Below are 17,379 nucleotides of genomic sequence, written 5' to 3'. Positions count from 1 at the left end.
ACTGCCTGATCGACCAGTGGATACTCCTTCCAAACCAAGTATTGGTCGCAGACAGAGCGCAAACATGGGCCGACCCGTTCTGATACCTCGAACAGCAGAAACCAGTGCTATGGAATCTCGTCTACGACATTTCGTAAGTCGTCTCGACTAGACCACGCGTAGCATCGGCCGTGGAGTTCGAAGAGACGGAATTCGTTGAGGTGGACCCAGCTGTATGAGACAGGTGCCTGCTCACTGTCCTCTCGATCCTCTAATCGGTCGATGACGTCGGGTGGTGTGAGGCTGATGTCGTTCTGGTTGACTGCGGCGATGAGCGAGTCCAGTTCTTCTTCGGTAGCCGCTTCGTCGAGATCGTCGTTGAAGTAGATCGTCGCGGCAGCCGCGATGACGTCTGCTTCCGTAGCGAGATTCTGTTCAGTCATCCACGCGTAGTCTCGCGGCAGTACGTACGATTTGTCGAAGTATGGTGTCGTGCTGATCTTCCCGAGTTCGGTGACTTCGCCCCCGGCATCCTGTTCATACACAGCGACGATAGTATCGGCATGCGCGGCGAGGAGAGTGAATCGGATGCGGAAGACGGGGAGCCGGTCGATATCCAACTCGGGGAGATCGGCCATCAGGAACGGATATGTACCGAGGCGCTTGTCCAGTTCGTTCTGGACGATGCGGAGCCGTCGAAGGTACGGGTCGCGGTAGCTGCCGAGGATGAAGTACGAGTCTTCGGGCGTGTGGAGGTGCGGGAGTTCTCGGTTGGCGAACCCCAGTATTTCCGACGTCTCGTGAGGTTCTAATTCGAGACCCTGGAGCGCGTCGTTCACGCTCTCCATGATCTCTGTTGCATTCGGGGGCGGGCCGGGGTCAGCCATACTGTGTGCTCCTTGGGGGATGGATAAATAGGTTGCCAACCAGTATGACTAACGCGCCGATTAACCACACCAGTTGACCCAAAGTATTATTCGCGTCGCCGAGGTACTCTCAAGTGAGACTATGAGTGATGCGCCTGCCGCGGAGGGTGGCGGCCCGTTCGAAGAACAGCGGCAGATCTACGACCTTCTCTCCCAGGAGACACGGCACCTGATTCTGCAGTTCATCCTTGGCCACCCAGAGCATCTCCCATCACTCGACGAGCTGGCGTACATGATGCCGAAGAACAAGGCCGCAATCAGGGATCAGATAGCGGTTCTCAGTGACGACGATATCATCGACTGTTATCGGCACCCGCCGAACGAGGACGCGCGCGATCTCCCCAGTCAGTTCTACGGCCTGACTGAACACGGTGTGGAGATTCTCTACGAGTACAATTACCTCCGTGGGCTCCCCGTCGCGCGTGCCCTCTACGACAACACGCGCCTGTCGGAGAAAGCCCAGCGGCACCGTGATGCGCCGCGTCCAGAACTTCCAGACGCAGTCAGCGACGCACTCACGACTGACGAGGATGACGACACGGATTTCGACCGCCTGGAGCGGTATATCCGGGAACGAAAGGGGAACACACACAGCGTCGACGATCAGGTAACCGTTGCAAAGGCGTTCTACAACGCGGGGATCGGTCCCGAGCAAGAGGGACTCAAGCGAACAGAACTGCTGGACTCGCTCGATGTCGACATCGAGTACCAACCGCGAACAGTGCTGAATCACCTCGTCGATGCTGGCGTGCTTGCCCAGACCGCGCCGCCCGGACCGGACGTCTTTGCGATTAGTGAGCGGCTCGACGACATCGTGAATGGGCAGGTGACCGAGGAAGCGGAAGCGAACCTGGATGCGCTGATCGCGCATATCGACGACGAACTGCAGGTCACAGCGCTTTCTGACGACGCTGCAGAGCGGGACGGTCCGCAGACCCGGGTGTCAGCACCGTCTGTCGCCGTCGCTGACGGGGCGGGTCGAACGATTCGGAGCATCTTGGCTACGGAATTCGGTATCGCGCCAGAGCAGGTGACGGACTTTCTGCGGTCAGGTGACCCGGTGGATCGACTCAATACGGCTGTGGAAGCCATCGAGTCCTCCGAAGAAGTCACGAAATCGGAAGAGTACGGGCAAATCGTGTTCGTCCGACCGGCGTATCGCTATCGACTGACTGCCCAGGCAATGGATCTCGTCTGACAGTATCCGTCTGTACCGAGCGGAGATGCTGGGTGGCTCCGTCCTGCCTCAGAACTTGGAACCGCTCGGGGCGTCCGGCAGTTCCACTTTGTCGTACTCGATGTCCAGTTCGTTCAGCGCGGCCTCCATGTCCTCCTCGCGGGCGAAGTCAGCGCCGGCCTCCTCGCGGATGCGCTGGGCGGTCGCCAGCACCTCGCCTTTCCGCTCGTCGGGGATGGAGAACTTGTCCGTCGAGAGTTCCAGCAGGAAGCCGTTGTGGTCGCGGGTGTACAGCGAGTGGAAGATGCCGCGGTCGAACTCGTTGTAGTGGCGGTCGGCGTCGTCGAGAGCCTCGCGGATCTCGACGAACCGCTCGGGGTCGATGGAGAGCGCGAGGTGGTGGACGCCGCCGACGCCGCCCCGTGGCGGTTGCTCGTTCGACGGCCGGTCGCCGACGAAGAACGTGATGATCCGCCCGTCGCCGGTGTCGAAAAAGAGGTGCGTCGAGGATGGGTCGTCGAGATTGGGCTGGCGCAGCACCAGCGGCATCCCCAGCAGATCGCGGTAGAACGCGATGGTGTCTTCCTCGTTGCTGCCGACGAGCGTGATGTGGTCCGTGCCGGTCGTGTGGATGGGGCTGTCCGGGAGCTCCGCGGTCACCTCGGGGGCGTCGTCTGCCATAGCCCCCAGTAGGGACGGAACGGGTTTGGACCTGTCGGGCGTTCGGAGCCCAGCGCGGTGTCGAGACCCGAACACTCAACAGTGCGACGCCCATCCCACTGTGTCATGGCTGGCACCAACCGGCAGTGGATCCTGGAGAGCCGACCGACCGGCGAACCGACGATGGACAACTTCGAGCTACGGGAGAGCGAGATTCCCGAGCCGGATCACGGGGAGGTCCTCGTGAAGTCCCGCTACCTCTCGGTCGACCCGTACATGCGCGGGCGGATGCGCGACGCCGAGTCTTACGCGGAACCGTGGGACGTGGGCGACGTGATGCAGGCCGGCGTCGTCGGCGACGTGGTCGAGTCCAACCACCCCGACTTCGAGGAAGGCGACGTGGCCACGGGGAACCTCCGGTGGGCGGAGTACGCCACCGCCGACGGCGACGAACTCCAGCCCGTCGACCCGGACCTCGCGCCGGTCTCGACGGCGCTGGGGGTGCTGGGAATGCCCGGTCGAACGGCCTACTTCGGCACCCTCGAAGTCGCCGAACCCGAACCCGGAGACACCGTGCTGGTCTCGGGCGCGGCGGGCGCAGTGGGCTCGGTCGTCGGCCAGATCAGCAAGCTGGCGGGCGCTCGCGTCGTCGGCATCGCCGGCGCAGAGGAGAAGACCGACTGGCTCACCGAGGAGCTGGGCTTCGACGCGGCGATCAACTACAAGGAGACCGACGACCTCTACGCCGCGGTCGGTGAGGCCTGTCCCGACGGCGTCGACGCCTACTTCGACAACGTCGGTGGGGAGATCACCGACGCCGCGTTCGCCCACCTCAACGTCCGGGCCCGCGTCGCGGTCTGTGGCCAGATTTCCCTCTACAACGCCACCGAGCGACCGATGGGGCCCCGGAAGCTGGCGGGCCTGATCGAGACCCGCGCTCGCGTGCAGGGCCTGCTCGTCCGGGACTGGGCCGCACGCTTCGGCGAGGCGACCGAACAGCTGGCCGAGTGGGTCCAGAACGGCGACGTGCAGTACCGCGAGACCGTCACCGAGGGCTTCGAGAACATGCCCGAGGCCTTCCTCGGACTCTTCGACGGCGTCAACATCGGCAAGCAACTCGTGAAAGTCGAGGACTGAGGCGGCGAACGACCGGGGACGGCCGCGCCGGTCGCTGGTGCGGGAATCGCCCGCTGGCGGGCGAACAGGTATTTAGTGCTCGCGGCCCTAGCGCCGTCGATGTCGACCCCGCCGTCGACCCCGTCGTCCCTGCCGCCGGAGCTGCCGGACCCCGAGTCGCTGTCCGACGCCTTTCACGTCTACGACGTCGAGATGGCCGACGGGAACGCCCGGTACTACGGCGAGCCGCTGGACGCACAGGACGCCGTCGTCCGGAGACTCGCGCCGCTCTTTCGGGAACGGGGCTACCGCGTCCGGCTGGCCCGCGAGACCGGCGAGCACGTGCTAGTGGCGACCGAGCGGTCTCCGGAGGTCGACGGTATTCCCTGGACCAACGTCGCCCTGTTCGGGCTCACCGTCGCGACGACGCTGCTCGCCGGGGCGCAGTGGTACGGCATTCCCCTCGAAGGTAACCCGGCTGCGGTGCTGGGCGCGTGGCCCTTCGCCCTCTCCGTACTCTCCGTGCTGGCGGTCCACGAGTTCGGCCACTACGCCCTCTCCCGGTACCACGGCGTCGAGGTCTCGCTGCCCTACTTCATCCCGCTCCCGAACGTCCTCGGGACCCTCGGCGCGGTGATCCGGATGCGCGACCACATCCCGAGCCGTCGCGCCCTCTTCGACATCGGTGTCGCCGGCCCGCTCGCCGGCCTCGCCGCCACCGTCGTCGTCACCGCCGTCGGCGTCACGCTGCCGCCCATCGACGTGGGGGCCGCCGCGGGGACCTCCTTCGCCGAACAGTACCGGCTCGGCTACCCGCCGCTGATCCAGGGCATCGCCCTGCTGCTGGGCGAACAGCTCTACTACGGCGACCCCTCGCTGATCGCCAACCCCGTCGTGATCGGCGGCTGGGTCGGTGCGTTCGTCACCTTCCTGAACCTGCTTCCCGTGGGCCAACTCGACGGTGCACACGTCCTCCGGGCGCTGATCGGCGACCGGCTCGACACCGCGCAACTGCTCGTTCCGGCCGGCCTGCTCGGGCTGGCGGCGTACGTCTACCTCGTCGAGAACTCCGCGATGGTCGCCGTCCTCTGGGGGTTCTGGGCGTTCCTCGCACTCGTTTTCACCCGGATCGGCGGGGCCGACCCGCTCGATCCGACGCCGGTCGACCGCCGGCGACAGGCCGTCGCGGCCGTCACGCTCGGGCTGGCCGCCCTGACGTTCACACCTGTCCCGATCGTCTTCACCGGGTTCTGAGGACGATCTGGACTCGCCCCCTCGCCACCCGGTCGAAATGGGCGAACACGGACGCGAGCGGCGCGAGCCGACAGGGGATATCGGAACCCCGAAAATAATGTACGAACCGCACAGTTACTCTGGTATGACTGAGGCGAGACGGAGCGCGATGGTGGTGGGCGCGTCCTCCGGGATCGGCGAGGCGCTGGCGCGCGAACTCGCGGACGCCGGCTACGACGTGGGGCTGACCGCCCGCCGGCGGGAACTGCTGGAAGACCTGGGACGAGTCCTCCCGACGAAGGCGTACGTGGCGCGGATGGACGTGACCGACCTCGCGGCGGCCCGCGAGACCTTTCACGAGGTCGCCGACGCGATGGGCGAGATCGACGTGGTCGTGCTCAACGCCGGCGTCGCCTTCGACAACCCCGATCTGGAGTGGGAGCCCGAACGGGACACCATCGACACGAACGTCCGCGGATTCTCGGCCCTGGCGACCGCCGCGATGGACCGCTTCGAGGACCAGGGGCAGGGCCACCTCGTCGGTATCTCCTCGGTCGCGGCGCGGTTCGGCAACGGCGAAGCGCCCGCCTACGGGGCCTCGAAAGCCTTCGTCTCGAACTACCTCGACGGGCTTCGCTACCGGGCGGGTCGACTCGACGCCGACGTGGACGTGACGACGGTCGAACCCGGCTACGTCGACACGGACCTCGCGGGCGGGGACTTCTGGAAGGCAGACAGAGAGACCGCCGCCGAACAGATCCGCCGCGCCATCGAGAAGAAACGCCGCCACGCCTTCGTCACGCGCCGGTGGGTGCTGGTCGCGAAACTGATCGACTACATGCCCGATGTCCTGAAACGCCGGGTGTTCCGGTAGTCCGGCGCTGGTCTAGTCCAGCGTGTAGCCGATGTCTTCGGTGAGTTCCTCGTCGCTCTTCCGGAAGGTGCCGGTCCCGCGGGCGAGTTCGTTGCCGTCGTCGTCGGTGGCGACCGCGCCCGCGATCAACTGGCTGGGATTGTCGTTGAACACCTCTCCTTCGGCGGTGATCGTCCCCTCCGAGACGGGGCGTTCGAGGTAGAGGTCGAAGTCGGTCGTCAACACGAACACGTCCTCGACCAGCGAGTTGGCCGCGAAGAAGGCCGCGTCGTCGAGCGCCTTGAAGTAGAGCGACCCGTGGACGCCCCCGAGTGCGTGGTGGTACTCCTCGCCGACGGGGAGTTCGAGTGTGGCTTCCCCCTCCCGCACGGTTAGCTCCGCCGGGACGTGGTCGTTGACGTTCGTGTCGTGGTACATCGCCTCCAGCTTCCGGTAGTGATCCGACATGGCCCGTCACAGACGCGGCGGAGACAAAAACGGTCGGATGGGGTTCGAAGGGCCCCGATCAGGCGGCCTGTGCCGACCCGCCGGTACTTCCCATCTCGGCGGGGTTCTGCATGCCCTCCTTGACGCCGACCCGGACGAGCGCGACGTTCACGGGGAAGGCCGCGAGAAAGCCCAGCGAGAGCGACAGCGCCAGTGCCAGCCAGAACAACACGTCGGTCACGTGGGCCTCGGCGGCGAGCAGCAGGTCCGACCCGATGGCGACGATCTCCATCACCGTGATCGAGGGCGTCTCGCTGTAGAGGGCGTCGAGCACCGCCTCCCGGAACCCGACGCCCTCCTGCATCAGTGGTCCCACTGTGAGCCCGAACCCGAAGAGGTAGGCGAAGCCGAAGGTGACGGCGGCGACCCAGCCGACCGCGAGGCCGAGGATCGCCTGCGCGAGGGTGATGCCGACGATTTCGCCGGCCCCACAGCCCGAGTAACAGTGGGCGGTCGAGCGCAGGCCCCGCCGCCACAGCGAGTCCCGACTGATCTGGGTCCGCCCCGAGACCCAGTAGATCCCCAGCCCGAACGGGCCGGAGTACAGCACCACGAGCGTCCAGACGCCCTTCATGAGCGAGGGGAGTGCCGCGTTGCGTTCGCGCAAATCCCACCACAGGACCGCGACCGCGGCGGCGACGACGACCGCCCAGCCGATCAGGAGTCGCGGATCGGACAGGATCGGCGTCAGCAGTTGTCGGACCGGTTCGAGCGCGCGTTCGATCCGTGTGAGCAGACTCATGGATACACCGTGTGAACCGTATCGACTGCCGACCACCATGCACCCGTTCGGTCATCATGTTGTCACCGGGGACTCTATGGAGTTGTGGCTGTGAATCCGAAGCCGATTCGCGGGAATATCTGGAAAACCGAACCACCGCCCCTCTCGCTCAGGGCAACTCCTCGCGCATCCGCTCTACGTCGTCGCTGTCGTGCCCGCAGAAGACGGCCGCGTCGGTCCGGCGCTGCAGGTCCTTCAGGAACCGGAGGCTGTCGAACCAGTCGCGTTTGCTCCAGGTGAGCGAGCCCCCCATGGGTTGCTCGTCGTGGAAGTTCGCACGGGTGTAGGCCTCGTCGCCGGCGAAGACGGCCGTCCCGTAGCCGTCGAGATCGAGTTTCGTCCCGAGCAGCCCGGGCGTGTGGCCCGGGAGGTGGAGCAGTTCGAGGTCCCTGAACAACTCCGTGCGGTCGCGGTGGATCACCTCCCAGTTCAGGTCGTGGTCGAAATCGCCGCGGACGTAGGCCGTCGACCCCTCGTCGGTCTCGGTGCTGTAGTAGGCGTATTTCAGCTCTTCTTCGTGGACGTAGATCGGCACGTCCGTCCCGGCGAAGTTGTGGAGGCCGCCGGCGTGGTCCAGATGGAGGTGGGTCTGGACGACGGCGTCGATGTCCGAGAGAGTATAGCCCGCCTCGTCGAGCGCGTGGGGGAGGGCGTGTTCGTCGGCGTCGTAGTGCTCGAAGGCGTCGTACAGCGCGGCGGGCCAGTGACCCTCGCCGGCCTCGGGGTGGGAGCCGGTGTCCCAGAGGACTGTGGCCTCCGGGTGGTCGATCACCAGATTGTACACCGGCCCCTCGCCCATGACGGTGTCGGGGTTGGGTTCGGTGGCGGTGCCGACCGAGAAGTTCTCGACGATGTGGTTCACGTCCGTCCGGAGGCTCCCCCGGTCGAGGACCGTCACGCTCGCGTCTACCATGGCCGTGGCTGGGAGCGCGTCCTGTTAAAATTTCGTCCGGCTCTCGGACGTGTGTATGGGAAACGCGTATCACGGCCCCAGTCGACGATACCAGCTACCATGGCACGTGGCGACCGGCTCGACGCCTATCACTTCTACGAGGACGACTGGGACAGCTACGACCAGCTCAGGGAGACCTTCGAGTGGGAGGTACCGGACCAGTTCAACATGGCGACCTACGTCTGCGACCGCTGGGCGACGGACCGGCGACGGGTGGCCCTGTTCGGCGAACACGAGTCGCGGTCGGGGGCGTCGCCGACCGACGCGACGGGCGTCCCCGCGGGCGACCGCGAGACCTACACGTTCTGGCAGTTTCAAGCGATCGCGAACCGGCTGGCGAACTACCTGCGCGAGCAGGGGGTCGAGCGAGGCGACCGCGTCGGCGTGAACGCACCCCAGCGGCCGGAGACGGTGTTCGCCCACGTCGCGGCCTGGAAACTCGGCGCGGTCTCGGTGCCGCTGTCGACGCTGTTCGGCCCCGACGCCGTCGAGTACCGGCTGGACGACTGCGACGCCGTCGCCGCGGTGGTCGACGCGTCGAACCTCGACAGCGTCCGGGAGGCCCGCGAGTCCCTGCCCGAACTGGAGACGGTCGTGACAGTCGGGGACGCCGACCCGCAGGCCGACGAGGTCACGTTTCGGGACGCCGTCACCGACCAGTCCCGCCAGTTCGAGACGGTCGCGACCGACGCCGAGGACGACGCCATCATCATCTACACGTCGGGGACCACCGGCGACCCGAAGGGCGTCCGCCACGCGCACCGAATGTTACTGGGCCACCTCCCGCTGTTCGTGACGACGATGCTGAATCTGGAAGCCCCGGACGGCGACGTGTTCTGGACGCCGGCGGAGTGGGCCTGGATCGCCTCGCTGTTCGACGTGGTGTTCCCGGCCCTCTACTACGGTCAGCCGGTCGTCGCCTACGACGGCGGCCAGTTCGACCCGGGGGCGGCCTTCGAGGTAATCGAGCGCTACGGCGTCACGAACTTCTTCGCCCCGCCGACGGCCCTGCGGATGATGATGCAGGTCGAGGACACCGACCGGTTCGACGTGGACGGTCTCCGGGCTATCGCGAGCGGCGGCGAATCCCTCGGCCAGAGCATCGTCGACTGGGCGGCCGACACCTTCGGCGGGACGACCGTCCACGAGGGGTACGGCCAGACGGAGGCGAACATGCTCGTCGGCGGCTGTACCGCCCTCACGGAGTTCCGCGAGGGCTACATGGGCCGGCCCGGCCCCGGCCACGAAATCGCCATCGTCGATCCCCAGACGGCCGAACCGACCGTCGACCGCGGCGAGGTCGGCGAGATCGCCCTCCGGTACGAGGGGAACCCGGTCTGCTTCGTGGAGTACTGGGACGAACCGGAGAAGACGGCCGACAAAGTCCGGAACGGCTGGCTGCTCACCGAGGACCTCGGGCTGATGGACGAGGACGGCTACGTCGCGTTCAAGAGCCGCAAAGACGACGTGATCATCTCCGCGGGCTACCGAATCGGGCCCGAGGAAGTCGAGGACAGCGTCGCCGGCCACCCCGCGGCCGCCGACGCCGCCGTCATCGGCGTCCCCGACGACGAACGCGGGACGGTCCCGAAGGCGTTCGTCGTCCTCGCCGACGGCCACGAGCCGACCGAGGACACCCGCGAGTCGCTCCGCCAGCACGTCCGGGATCGGCTGGCCAAGTACGAGTACCCCCGCGACATCGAGTTCGTCGACGACCTTCCCAAGACCGCGACGGGGAAGGTCAGACGCGAGTCCCTGCGCGACCGGGAGGGACTGGAATGACGGTTACCCGTCGAAGCGGGTGAGCGCGTCGAGTTCCTCCTCGGGCACGTCAGCGAAGGCTTCGCGGGCCACCGTGCGCTTGTGGACCTCGTCGGCTCCGTCGACGATGCGGAACTGCCGGACGCTCTCGTAGAAGTCCGCCACGGGCAGGTCCTTGGCGATACCGTTGCCGCCGAGGAACTGTAAGGCGGTGTCGATGGCCTCCTGCGTGGCGTTGGCGGTGAACACCTTCGCCATGCTCACCTCGATCCGGGCCTCGTGGCCGGCGGCGATCCGGTCTGCGGCCTGTCGGACGAGCGACCGCGCGGCCGCGAGGTTGGTCTCCTGCTCGGCGATGACCATCCGGGGGTGCTGTTTCTCGGCCAACTTGGAGCCGAACGCGTCGCGTTCGCTCATGTAGGCCTTGGTCACGTCCAGCGCCCGCTCTGCCATCCCGGAGTAGCGCATGCAGTGGGTCAGCCGGGCCGGGCCGAGCCGTTCCTGGACGTGCTGGAACCCCTTGCCTTCCTCACCGAGCAGGTGCTCCTCGGGGACGCGCACGTCGTCGTACTTGATCTCGGCGTGCCCCATCCCGTGGACGTCGCTGCCGATGTGAGGGATGTTCCGGACGACCTCGACGCCGTCGGCGTCCTTGGGCACCAGGAACACCGAACAGCCCTCGTAGGGGTGGGCCTCCTGGTCCGTGCGGGCGAACACCAGCAGTACGTCGGCCTTGATCCCCTTGCTGGTCCACCACTTGTGGCCGTTGATGACCCACTCGTCGCCGTCCTTCTCGGCGGTGGTCTTCAGCATCTTCGGGTCCGAGCCGCCGCCCTGCATCGGCTCGGTCATCGAGAAACCCGAGGCGATCTCGCCTTTCACGAGTGGCTCCAGGTACTGCTCTTTCTGGAGTTCGGAGCCGTGGAGTTCCAGCAGGTGCATGTTCCCCTCGTCGGGGGCGTCGACCCGCATGGCGATCTGGCCCAGCGTGGACCGGCCGGCCTCCTCGAAGGTCGGGAGCGTGTCCCGGAAGTCATAGCCCATGCCGCCGTACTCCTCGTCGATCTGGGGCGCGTAGACGCCGTACTCGCGGGCGGCCTCCCGGAGTTCGTTGATCGTGCTGTCCGAGACCGCCATCCCGCCGGACAGTTCCCGCTCTTTCGGGAGAACCACTTCCTCCATCAGATCGTGTGCGCGGGACGCCAGTTCCTCGGCCGCCTCGGAGTCGTTGAACGAGAGCATGTCCCGATGATCCCGCGGAGACAACATAAATCCCGCGCCGAAACCTCACAATGTTAGAATATCGTCGGCGAACGTCGCACGTTGTTAGCCAAGGGCGGAACCGCAGGGCGCAACCGCTTAGGGGGACGGCTTCGAGGGGAGGGGCGTGACCACTGCGGACCCGGCGGCCGGCGAGGGCCCGACGACGCGCGAGGAGTTGCTGGCGCGGGCGGCTGACTACGCCGCGACGGTCCCGATCGACCTCGACGTGGACGCGCTGGACTGGGACATCTCCGAGCGCGCCCGGCGGCGGGCCGGCTGTTGCCGGTACGATACCGACACCGGCGATATCACCGTCGTCCTGACGTGGGACGCCTATCGGGAGTTCGGCTGGGCGGAGTTCACGGGGACGATCAGACACGAACTCGTCCACGCCTGGGAGTTCCACCACTTCGGCGAGTCCGGCCACGGCGAGCGCTTCTACCGGAAGGCAGACGAGATCGACGCGCCGCGACACTGCCGGTCGTTCACCGACGGCCGCCTCGAACTGGTCTGCACGGCCGAGGACTGCGACTGGCGGCCCGAACGCCACCGCGCCTCCAAACCCGTCCGGAACCCCGACGCCGGCTATCAGTGTGGCGAGTGTGGGAGCGAGTACGTCGTCGTCCACCGGGCGTCGGGTCGGACCTGGCGGACGACAGCGGGCTACGAACGCGCCCGCGAGGCGCTCGGCGACGACTGGTAATCTACCACACGGTACCGCTCCGGAATCTATGGAGGTCCGTTTCGCCTGCCGCTGGGGCCGGGTCGGTACCGGCGCAGTCCGTCGGTTCTCGACCCGAAGCGAACGGGTTGGCGGGACGCCTCTCGCCCGGTCGCGGGTGATGGTCCGGGGCCAGCATCGCCGTGAAGGGGGACGACTTATCCGGCCCATGGCCCTAGACACGTCCATGGCAAGTGTTCGGATCGGCTCGGCGTTCGGTATCCCGATTCGCCTGGGCGGATCGTTCCTGCTCGTTCTCCCGGTGCTCGTCTTCCTGATCGGTTCGCAGGTGGACGTGACCGCGGAGGTGCTGGCCGAGTCGCTCGGGACGACCATCGACGCGGCGGCGCTGACCGGCGGTTCGCTCCCGTGGCTGCTGGGACTTGCGGCCGCGCTCGGACTGTTCGCCGGGGTGTTGATCCACGAGTTCGGCCACGCGCTGGTCGCCCAGCGGTACGGCGTCCACGTCGACTCGATCACCCTCTGGTTCCTCGGCGGACTGGCCCAGCTAGAGGCGTTTCCCGACGACTGGAAACAGGAGTTCTCCATCGCCGTCGCCGGCCCGATCGTCAGCGTCGGCGTCGGTGCGATCTGTTACGCGGTCTTTCTGGCGCTCCCGGTCGGCCAGCCCGCGCCGCGGTTCGTCTTCGGCTATCTGGCCATCCTGAACGTCTTTCTCGCGGCGTTCAACATGCTGCCCGGGTTCCCGATGGACGGCGGGCGCATCCTCCGGGCGGTCCTCTCGCGCAACCGCTCGCGACTGGAGGCCACCCGCATCGCCGCCGGCGTCGGGAAGGGCTTCGCCGTCCTGCTCGGGCTGGGCGGCATCCTGCTCGGCCAGATCTTCTGGATCGCCATCGCCTTCTTCATCTACATCGGCGCGAGCGGCGAGACCCGTCAGCTCATCCTCGAGGCCGCCTTCGAGGGGCTCACCGTCGCGGACGTGATGACGCCCGCGGGCGAGCTCTCGACGGTCTCGCCGGAGACCAGCCTCGCCGACCTCGTCGACCGGATGGTCAGCGAGCGCCACACCGGCTACCCGGTCGTCACGGAATCCGGTGACCTCCGGGGCATCGTGACCCTCTCGGACGTCCAGCAGGTCGATCAGGTCGAGCGCGACGCGATGCGCGTCGAGGACGTGATGACGACGGATCTGCGGACGGTCACGCCCGAGACCGAAGCCGAGGACGCCGTCTCGACGATCCTCCGCCAGAACGTCGGGCGGTTGCTGGTCGTCGACCGGAACGGCGACCTGGCGGGGCTGGTCTCCCGGACCGACCTGATGACGGTCTTCGAGATCCTCCAGGAGAGCCGGTCGGCCGCGCTGGGCAAGCCCACCGGGGAGCCGCCCCTGCAGCGCTGACCGGCGGCGGGCACTGGGCTCGCCACGCGCGCAACCGAAGCGTCTTGTGGGTCGCGGTGCCAGAGGGTACAACGGCGAATTTCGATGTCCCGGCGTTACAACCCCTCGCAGGTCACGGTGTGCCGACCGTACGCTGGCCTTCTTGCGGTATGTTCGATAAAAACACACGACCGGAGTCGCGACTTCGCTGGGACCTATTCACGGAAGTAGCGGTCACGGCCGACGATGGCGGCGTCGATCAGTAGCACCGGCAAAAAAACGACAGCTCCGAATGCGACTCCATCGATCAGTGCCACAGGAGTCGGACCTTTTGTAGCGACTGCAAGCGCTGCTGTAACCACTATCGAAAGAAGGTATAGAACGGTCAATAACCTGCGATTCAGACGGTGTACTGAGCTCGAAGGCATGTTAGGATTCATTCGTGGTCCTTTCTCCCGACTCTTTCCTTTCAAAAATTGATCTCGCGGCGATAATTGGAAGTACCCTGAATAACCAAAACGTGATAGTGGTCCCTCTCTGAAGGGGCACAACGGCGAATTTCGATGTCCCGGCGCTACAATCCCTCACAGGTCACGGAGTACTGGCAACACGTCTGGGAAGAGGACGGGGTCTACGACTGTCCCGAGTCCCCCGCGGATCCCACCTACGTCCTCGGGATGTTCCCCTACACCTCCGGGGCGCTCCACATGGGTCACGTCCGAAACTACGCGATCACCGACGCCTACGCCCGCTACCGGCGGATGTGCGGCGACGACGTGCTCCACCCGATGGGGTGGGACGCGTTCGGCCTCCCCGCCGAGAACGCCGCCTTCGAGCGCGACACCGACCCCGAGTCCTGGACCCGCACCTGCATCGAGCGGATGCGCGACGAACTCGAACGGATGGGCTTTGGCTACGACTGGTCCCGGGAGATCACCACCTGCGACCCCGACTACTACCGCTGGAACCAGTGGCTCTTCACGAAGTTCTACGAGGAGGATCTCGTCGACTACAAGGGGGCCGCCGTCAACTGGTGTCCCGACTGCGAGACGGTGCTCGCCGACGCACAGGTAGACGAACACCAACACGAGGCCGACGACGGCACCACCGAGACCGTCGAGGTCTGCTGGCGCTGTGAGACGCCTGTCGGCCGCCGCGAACTCGACCAGTGGTTCTTCACGATCACCGACTACGCCGCCGAACTCCACGCCGGCCTCGACGACCTGGAGGGCTGGCCCGAGGGCGTCCGGGACATCCAGCGCAACTGGATCGGCCGTCAGGAGGGCACGCGCGTCGCCTTCGAGGTGGAGGGGGCCGGTGACGCCGCCCTCGACGACGAGTCGGTCGACGTGTTCACGACCCGCCTCGACACGGTCTTCGGCGCGACCTACCTCGCGCTCTCGCCGGGCCACGACCTCGCCGAGACGGTCGCCGCCGAAGACGAGGCCGTCGCCGAGTACGTCGACGCGGTCCGGGCGGCCGACCCCGGCGAGGCCGGCATGAGCGGCGTCGAGACGGACCTGACCGCGACGCACCCCTTCACCGGCGAGGAGCTCCCCGTCTACGTCGCCGCCTACGTGCTGGACGACGTGGGCACCGGCGCGGTCATGGGCGTGCCCGCCCACAACGAGCGCGACCACGCCTTCGCCGCCGAGCAAGACCTCCCCGTCCGGCAGGTGATCGAACCCATCGGGGACGCCGAGACCCGGCTGCCCGACGAACCGTACACCGAGGACGGGATGCTCACCGCGAGCGGGGAGTACGACGGGCTGGCCAGCGCCGCCGCCCGCGAGCAGTTGGGGGCCCACGACGCCGTCGAGAGCGACGTGACCTACCGGCTCCGGGACTGGCTCATCTCCCGCCAGCGCTACTGGGGGACCCCCATCCCGATCGTCCACTGCGAGGACTGTGGCCCCGTGCCGGTCCCCGAGGAGGAGTTGCCCGTGGAACTCCCCGAGTACGTCCAGACGACGGGGAATCCCCTCGCCGAAAACGATGAATTCGTCGAGACGACCTGTCCGGAGTGTGGCGGGCCCGCCGAGCGCGAGACCGACACGATGGACACCTTCGTCGACTCCTCGTGGTACTTCCTGCGCTATCTCTCGCCCGATCTGGACGAGGCTCCCTTCGACTCCGAGTTCGCCGACGAGTGGCTCCCGGTCGACGTGTACGTCGGCGGCGAGGAACACGCGATCCTCCACCTGCTGTACATCCGCTTCTTCACGCGGGCGCTGGCCGATCTGGATCTGCTCGACGCCCGCGAACCCGTCGAGCGACTGGTCAACCAGGGGACCGTTTTGAAGGACGGGACGAAGATGTCGAAATCGAAGGGTAACGCCATCGCGCCCCACGAGTACGGCGCGGAGACCACGCGCCTGTTCGTCCTCTCTGCGGCCCACCCCAGCCAGGACTTCGAGTGGACGGTGAAAAACGTCAAGACTGCCTACGAGTTCCAGCAGGAGCTGTACGGGATGGTCGCCGAATTTTCCGAGGGTGACATCGAGACCCGGACCGAGAGCGAACCCCACGACGCCTACCTCGAACGCGAGATCGACCGGACGATCGCCGCGGTCACCACCGAGTACGACCGCTTCCGGTTCCACCAGGTCGTCGGCGAACTCCGGCGGTTCGCCCGCTTGCTCCGGCGATACCGCGACTACGAGTCGCCCTACCGCTACGCCTACAGCCGCGCGCTCCGGGCGCTGGCGGCGATGGTCGCGCCCATCGCGCCGTACCTCGGCGAGGAACTGTGGCACCTGCTCGGCGAGGAGGGACTGGCCGCGAGCGCCGACTGGCCGACCGCGCTGCACGACGTGGAGGACTTCCGGATCGAGCGGGAACTCGTCCGGACCACGCTCGACGACGTGCGCGACATCACGGACGTGGTCGACATCGACGACCCCGAGGGGATCGAGATCGTCGTCGCCCAGGACTGGAAGTATCGGGCCTACGAGGTGGCGCGGGCGGCCGACGACACCACCGCCGTCGTCGGGGAGATCATGGACGACGAATCGGTCCGCGAGCACGGCGACGCCGCGGCCGACTTCGCCGCGTCGCTGGGCGAGCGCAGCGCCGAACTCGAACCGACGATGGCACCGGATCGCGAGCGGGAGATTCTGGAACAGGCTGCGTGGCTCTTCGAAGAGGAGTTCGGGGCCGCGGTCACGGTCCGGCAGGCCGAGGACGGCGACGACCTCGCGACGAACGCCGAACCCAACCGACCGGCGATCCACATCGTCTGAGAGCTGGGCGGTCCCGCTGTCAGTGGGTTTCACGACCCTGACACGACCGTCATATATTTCTGACACCTTCTCGACGCATCCGATAGGATGGCAGTTTCGGTACGAAATACGGTACGTGGTATGGGGACACGGGCGAATCCGGCGTTCGCGGTCGGGGCGGTGGCCGTTCCGGTCGCCGCGCTCGTCTACGCCGTGACACTCGGGACGCTCCAGCAACACACCTACGTTCACGTCATGGCGGGCGTGCTGTGGACGGGGACGGACCTGTTCATGGCGCTCGTGCTGGGGCCGGTGCTGGGCGGGCTGGCCGTCGAGGAACGGGCGAACGTCTTCCGGCGGCTCACGCCGAAGACATCGTTCCTGTTGCCGTCGCTGGCGCTGGTGACGATCGCCGGCGGGATCACGCTCGTCCTCCGCAGTCCGGTCTGGCCGTTCCCACACGCGCACGCCTGGCTGGCGCTGTTGACCGCGGCGACGCTGCTGCCCGCCCTCGTCCTGATCGGCTGGCAGTTCGACGCGTTCACCGACTGGCGGTGGCTCGCGGTCTTCGGCGTCGCGCTCCTGCTCAGCGGGGCCTATCTGGCCGTCGCCCTGCCGGACTTCGGGATGACGCGCCCGGTGTTCGTGGTCATCCTGGCCATCGTCACCGTCCTCAGCGTGCTGGGATTCGGCGTGTTGATGCCCGGCGAGGTGCGGATGTACCTGGAGATGCAGTCGGCGAACCCGGACGCGGACCTCATCAGCGAGATCGGGATGCGCAACGCGAAACTCAGCGCGATCCAGGGCCTCTTTCAACTGCTGATCATCGTCGCGATGGTCTACCTGCGGTGGGGCGGATTCGGGTTCTAGGCTTTTTCACGTCTCGG

15 protein-coding genes are annotated in these 17,379 nt (G+C 66.7%); 9 read left to right on the top strand and 6 right to left on the bottom strand.

The genetic code is table 11. From position 1 onward, the window contains the following. Positions 1-107: 107 nt before the first annotated feature. A complete protein-coding gene (locus BV210_RS08415) occupies positions 108-866 on the bottom strand; it encodes a hypothetical protein (protein WP_084802601.1) in 759 nt (252 codons plus the stop codon). A gap of 121 nt (positions 867-987) precedes the next feature. Between BV210_RS08415 and BV210_RS08410 the strand changes: the two genes are divergently transcribed. Continuing rightward, positions 988-2,103 carry a hypothetical protein gene (locus BV210_RS08410; RefSeq protein ID WP_077206198.1) on the top strand — a complete coding sequence of 372 codons (1,116 nt, stop codon included), beginning with the start codon at positions 988-990 and terminating at the stop codon, positions 2,101-2,103. A 48-nt stretch (positions 2,104-2,151) separates the two neighbouring features. Here the strand turns inward: BV210_RS08410 and BV210_RS08405 are convergent, their stop codons facing one another. Further along, positions 2,152-2,763, bottom strand: a complete 612-nt coding sequence (locus BV210_RS08405; RefSeq protein ID WP_077206197.1) for a VOC family protein — start codon at positions 2,761-2,763, stop codon at positions 2,152-2,154. A gap of 105 nt (positions 2,764-2,868) precedes the next feature. Here BV210_RS08405 and BV210_RS08400 point away from each other — a divergent pair, with 105 nt between their 5' ends. The 3 genes from BV210_RS08400 (at position 2,869) to BV210_RS08390 (ending at position 5,965) form a co-directional block, all read left to right on the top strand. Then, positions 2,869-3,879: an NADP-dependent oxidoreductase gene (locus BV210_RS08400; protein ID WP_077206196.1), complete on the top strand. Its 1,011-nt coding sequence runs from the start codon at positions 2,869-2,871 to the stop codon at positions 3,877-3,879. Between the two features lie 99 nt (positions 3,880-3,978). Beyond that, positions 3,979-5,112 (top strand): site-2 protease family protein, encoded by a 1,134-nt coding sequence (locus BV210_RS08395; protein ID WP_077206195.1) that lies wholly within the window; start codon positions 3,979-3,981, stop codon positions 5,110-5,112. Between the two features lie 124 nt (positions 5,113-5,236). Next, positions 5,237-5,965, top strand: a complete 729-nt coding sequence (locus BV210_RS08390; RefSeq protein ID WP_077206194.1) for an SDR family oxidoreductase — start codon at positions 5,237-5,239, stop codon at positions 5,963-5,965. Between the two features lie 12 nt (positions 5,966-5,977). Here the strand turns inward: BV210_RS08390 and BV210_RS08385 are convergent, their stop codons facing one another. The 3 genes from BV210_RS08385 to BV210_RS08375 form a co-directional block, all read right to left on the bottom strand. Next, positions 5,978-6,412, bottom strand: a complete 435-nt coding sequence (locus BV210_RS08385) for a PaaI family thioesterase (protein WP_157525922.1) — start codon at positions 6,410-6,412, stop codon at positions 5,978-5,980. A gap of 58 nt (positions 6,413-6,470) precedes the next feature. Next, positions 6,471-7,193 (bottom strand): DUF4396 domain-containing protein, encoded by a 723-nt coding sequence (locus BV210_RS08380; protein WP_077206193.1) that lies wholly within the window; start codon positions 7,191-7,193, stop codon positions 6,471-6,473. A 148-nt stretch (positions 7,194-7,341) separates the two neighbouring features. Then, positions 7,342-8,145, bottom strand: coding sequence for an N-acyl homoserine lactonase family protein (locus tag BV210_RS08375; RefSeq protein WP_077206192.1), 804 nt, complete (start codon positions 8,143-8,145; stop codon positions 7,342-7,344). 99 nt (positions 8,146-8,244) lie between these two features. Between BV210_RS08375 and BV210_RS08370 the strand changes: the two genes are divergently transcribed. Next, entirely contained in the window at positions 8,245-9,966 is a 1,722-nt protein-coding gene (locus tag BV210_RS08370) for an acyl-CoA synthetase (RefSeq protein WP_077206191.1), read from the top strand. A gap of 3 nt (positions 9,967-9,969) precedes the next feature. Here BV210_RS08370 and BV210_RS08365 read toward each other — a convergent pair whose 3' ends face one another. Beyond that, the gene (locus BV210_RS08365) at positions 9,970-11,187 is read right to left on the bottom strand and encodes an acyl-CoA dehydrogenase family protein (protein WP_077206190.1); all 1,218 of its coding nucleotides are present in this window, start codon (positions 11,185-11,187) and stop codon (positions 9,970-9,972) included. A 145-nt stretch (positions 11,188-11,332) separates the two neighbouring features. Between BV210_RS08365 and BV210_RS08360 the strand changes: the two genes are divergently transcribed. The 4 genes from BV210_RS08360 (at position 11,333) to BV210_RS08345 (ending at position 17,362) form a co-directional block, all read left to right on the top strand. Further along, positions 11,333-11,911 (top strand): SprT-like domain-containing protein, encoded by a 579-nt coding sequence (locus tag BV210_RS08360; RefSeq protein WP_077206189.1) that lies wholly within the window; start codon positions 11,333-11,335, stop codon positions 11,909-11,911. Positions 11,912-12,116: 205 nt separating this feature from the next. Next, the gene (locus BV210_RS08355; protein WP_077206188.1) at positions 12,117-13,292 is read left to right on the top strand and encodes a CBS domain-containing protein; all 1,176 of its coding nucleotides are present in this window, start codon (positions 12,117-12,119) and stop codon (positions 13,290-13,292) included. Between the two features lie 542 nt (positions 13,293-13,834). After that, the gene (gene leuS / locus BV210_RS08350; RefSeq protein WP_077206187.1) at positions 13,835-16,513 is read left to right on the top strand and encodes a leucine--tRNA ligase; all 2,679 of its coding nucleotides are present in this window, start codon (positions 13,835-13,837) and stop codon (positions 16,511-16,513) included. Positions 16,514-16,633: 120 nt separating this feature from the next. Then, entirely contained in the window at positions 16,634-17,362 is a 729-nt protein-coding gene (locus tag BV210_RS08345) for a hypothetical protein (protein ID WP_077206186.1), read from the top strand. The last annotated feature ends 17 nt before the right edge of the window (positions 17,363-17,379 follow it).

The organism is Halorientalis sp. IM1011 (assembly GCF_001989615.1).
Lineage (GTDB): Archaea > Halobacteriota > Halobacteria > Halobacteriales > Haloarculaceae > Halorientalis.
Note: the sequence above shows the minus strand (reverse complement) of the source record. Positions and strands in the feature narration are given on the sequence as shown.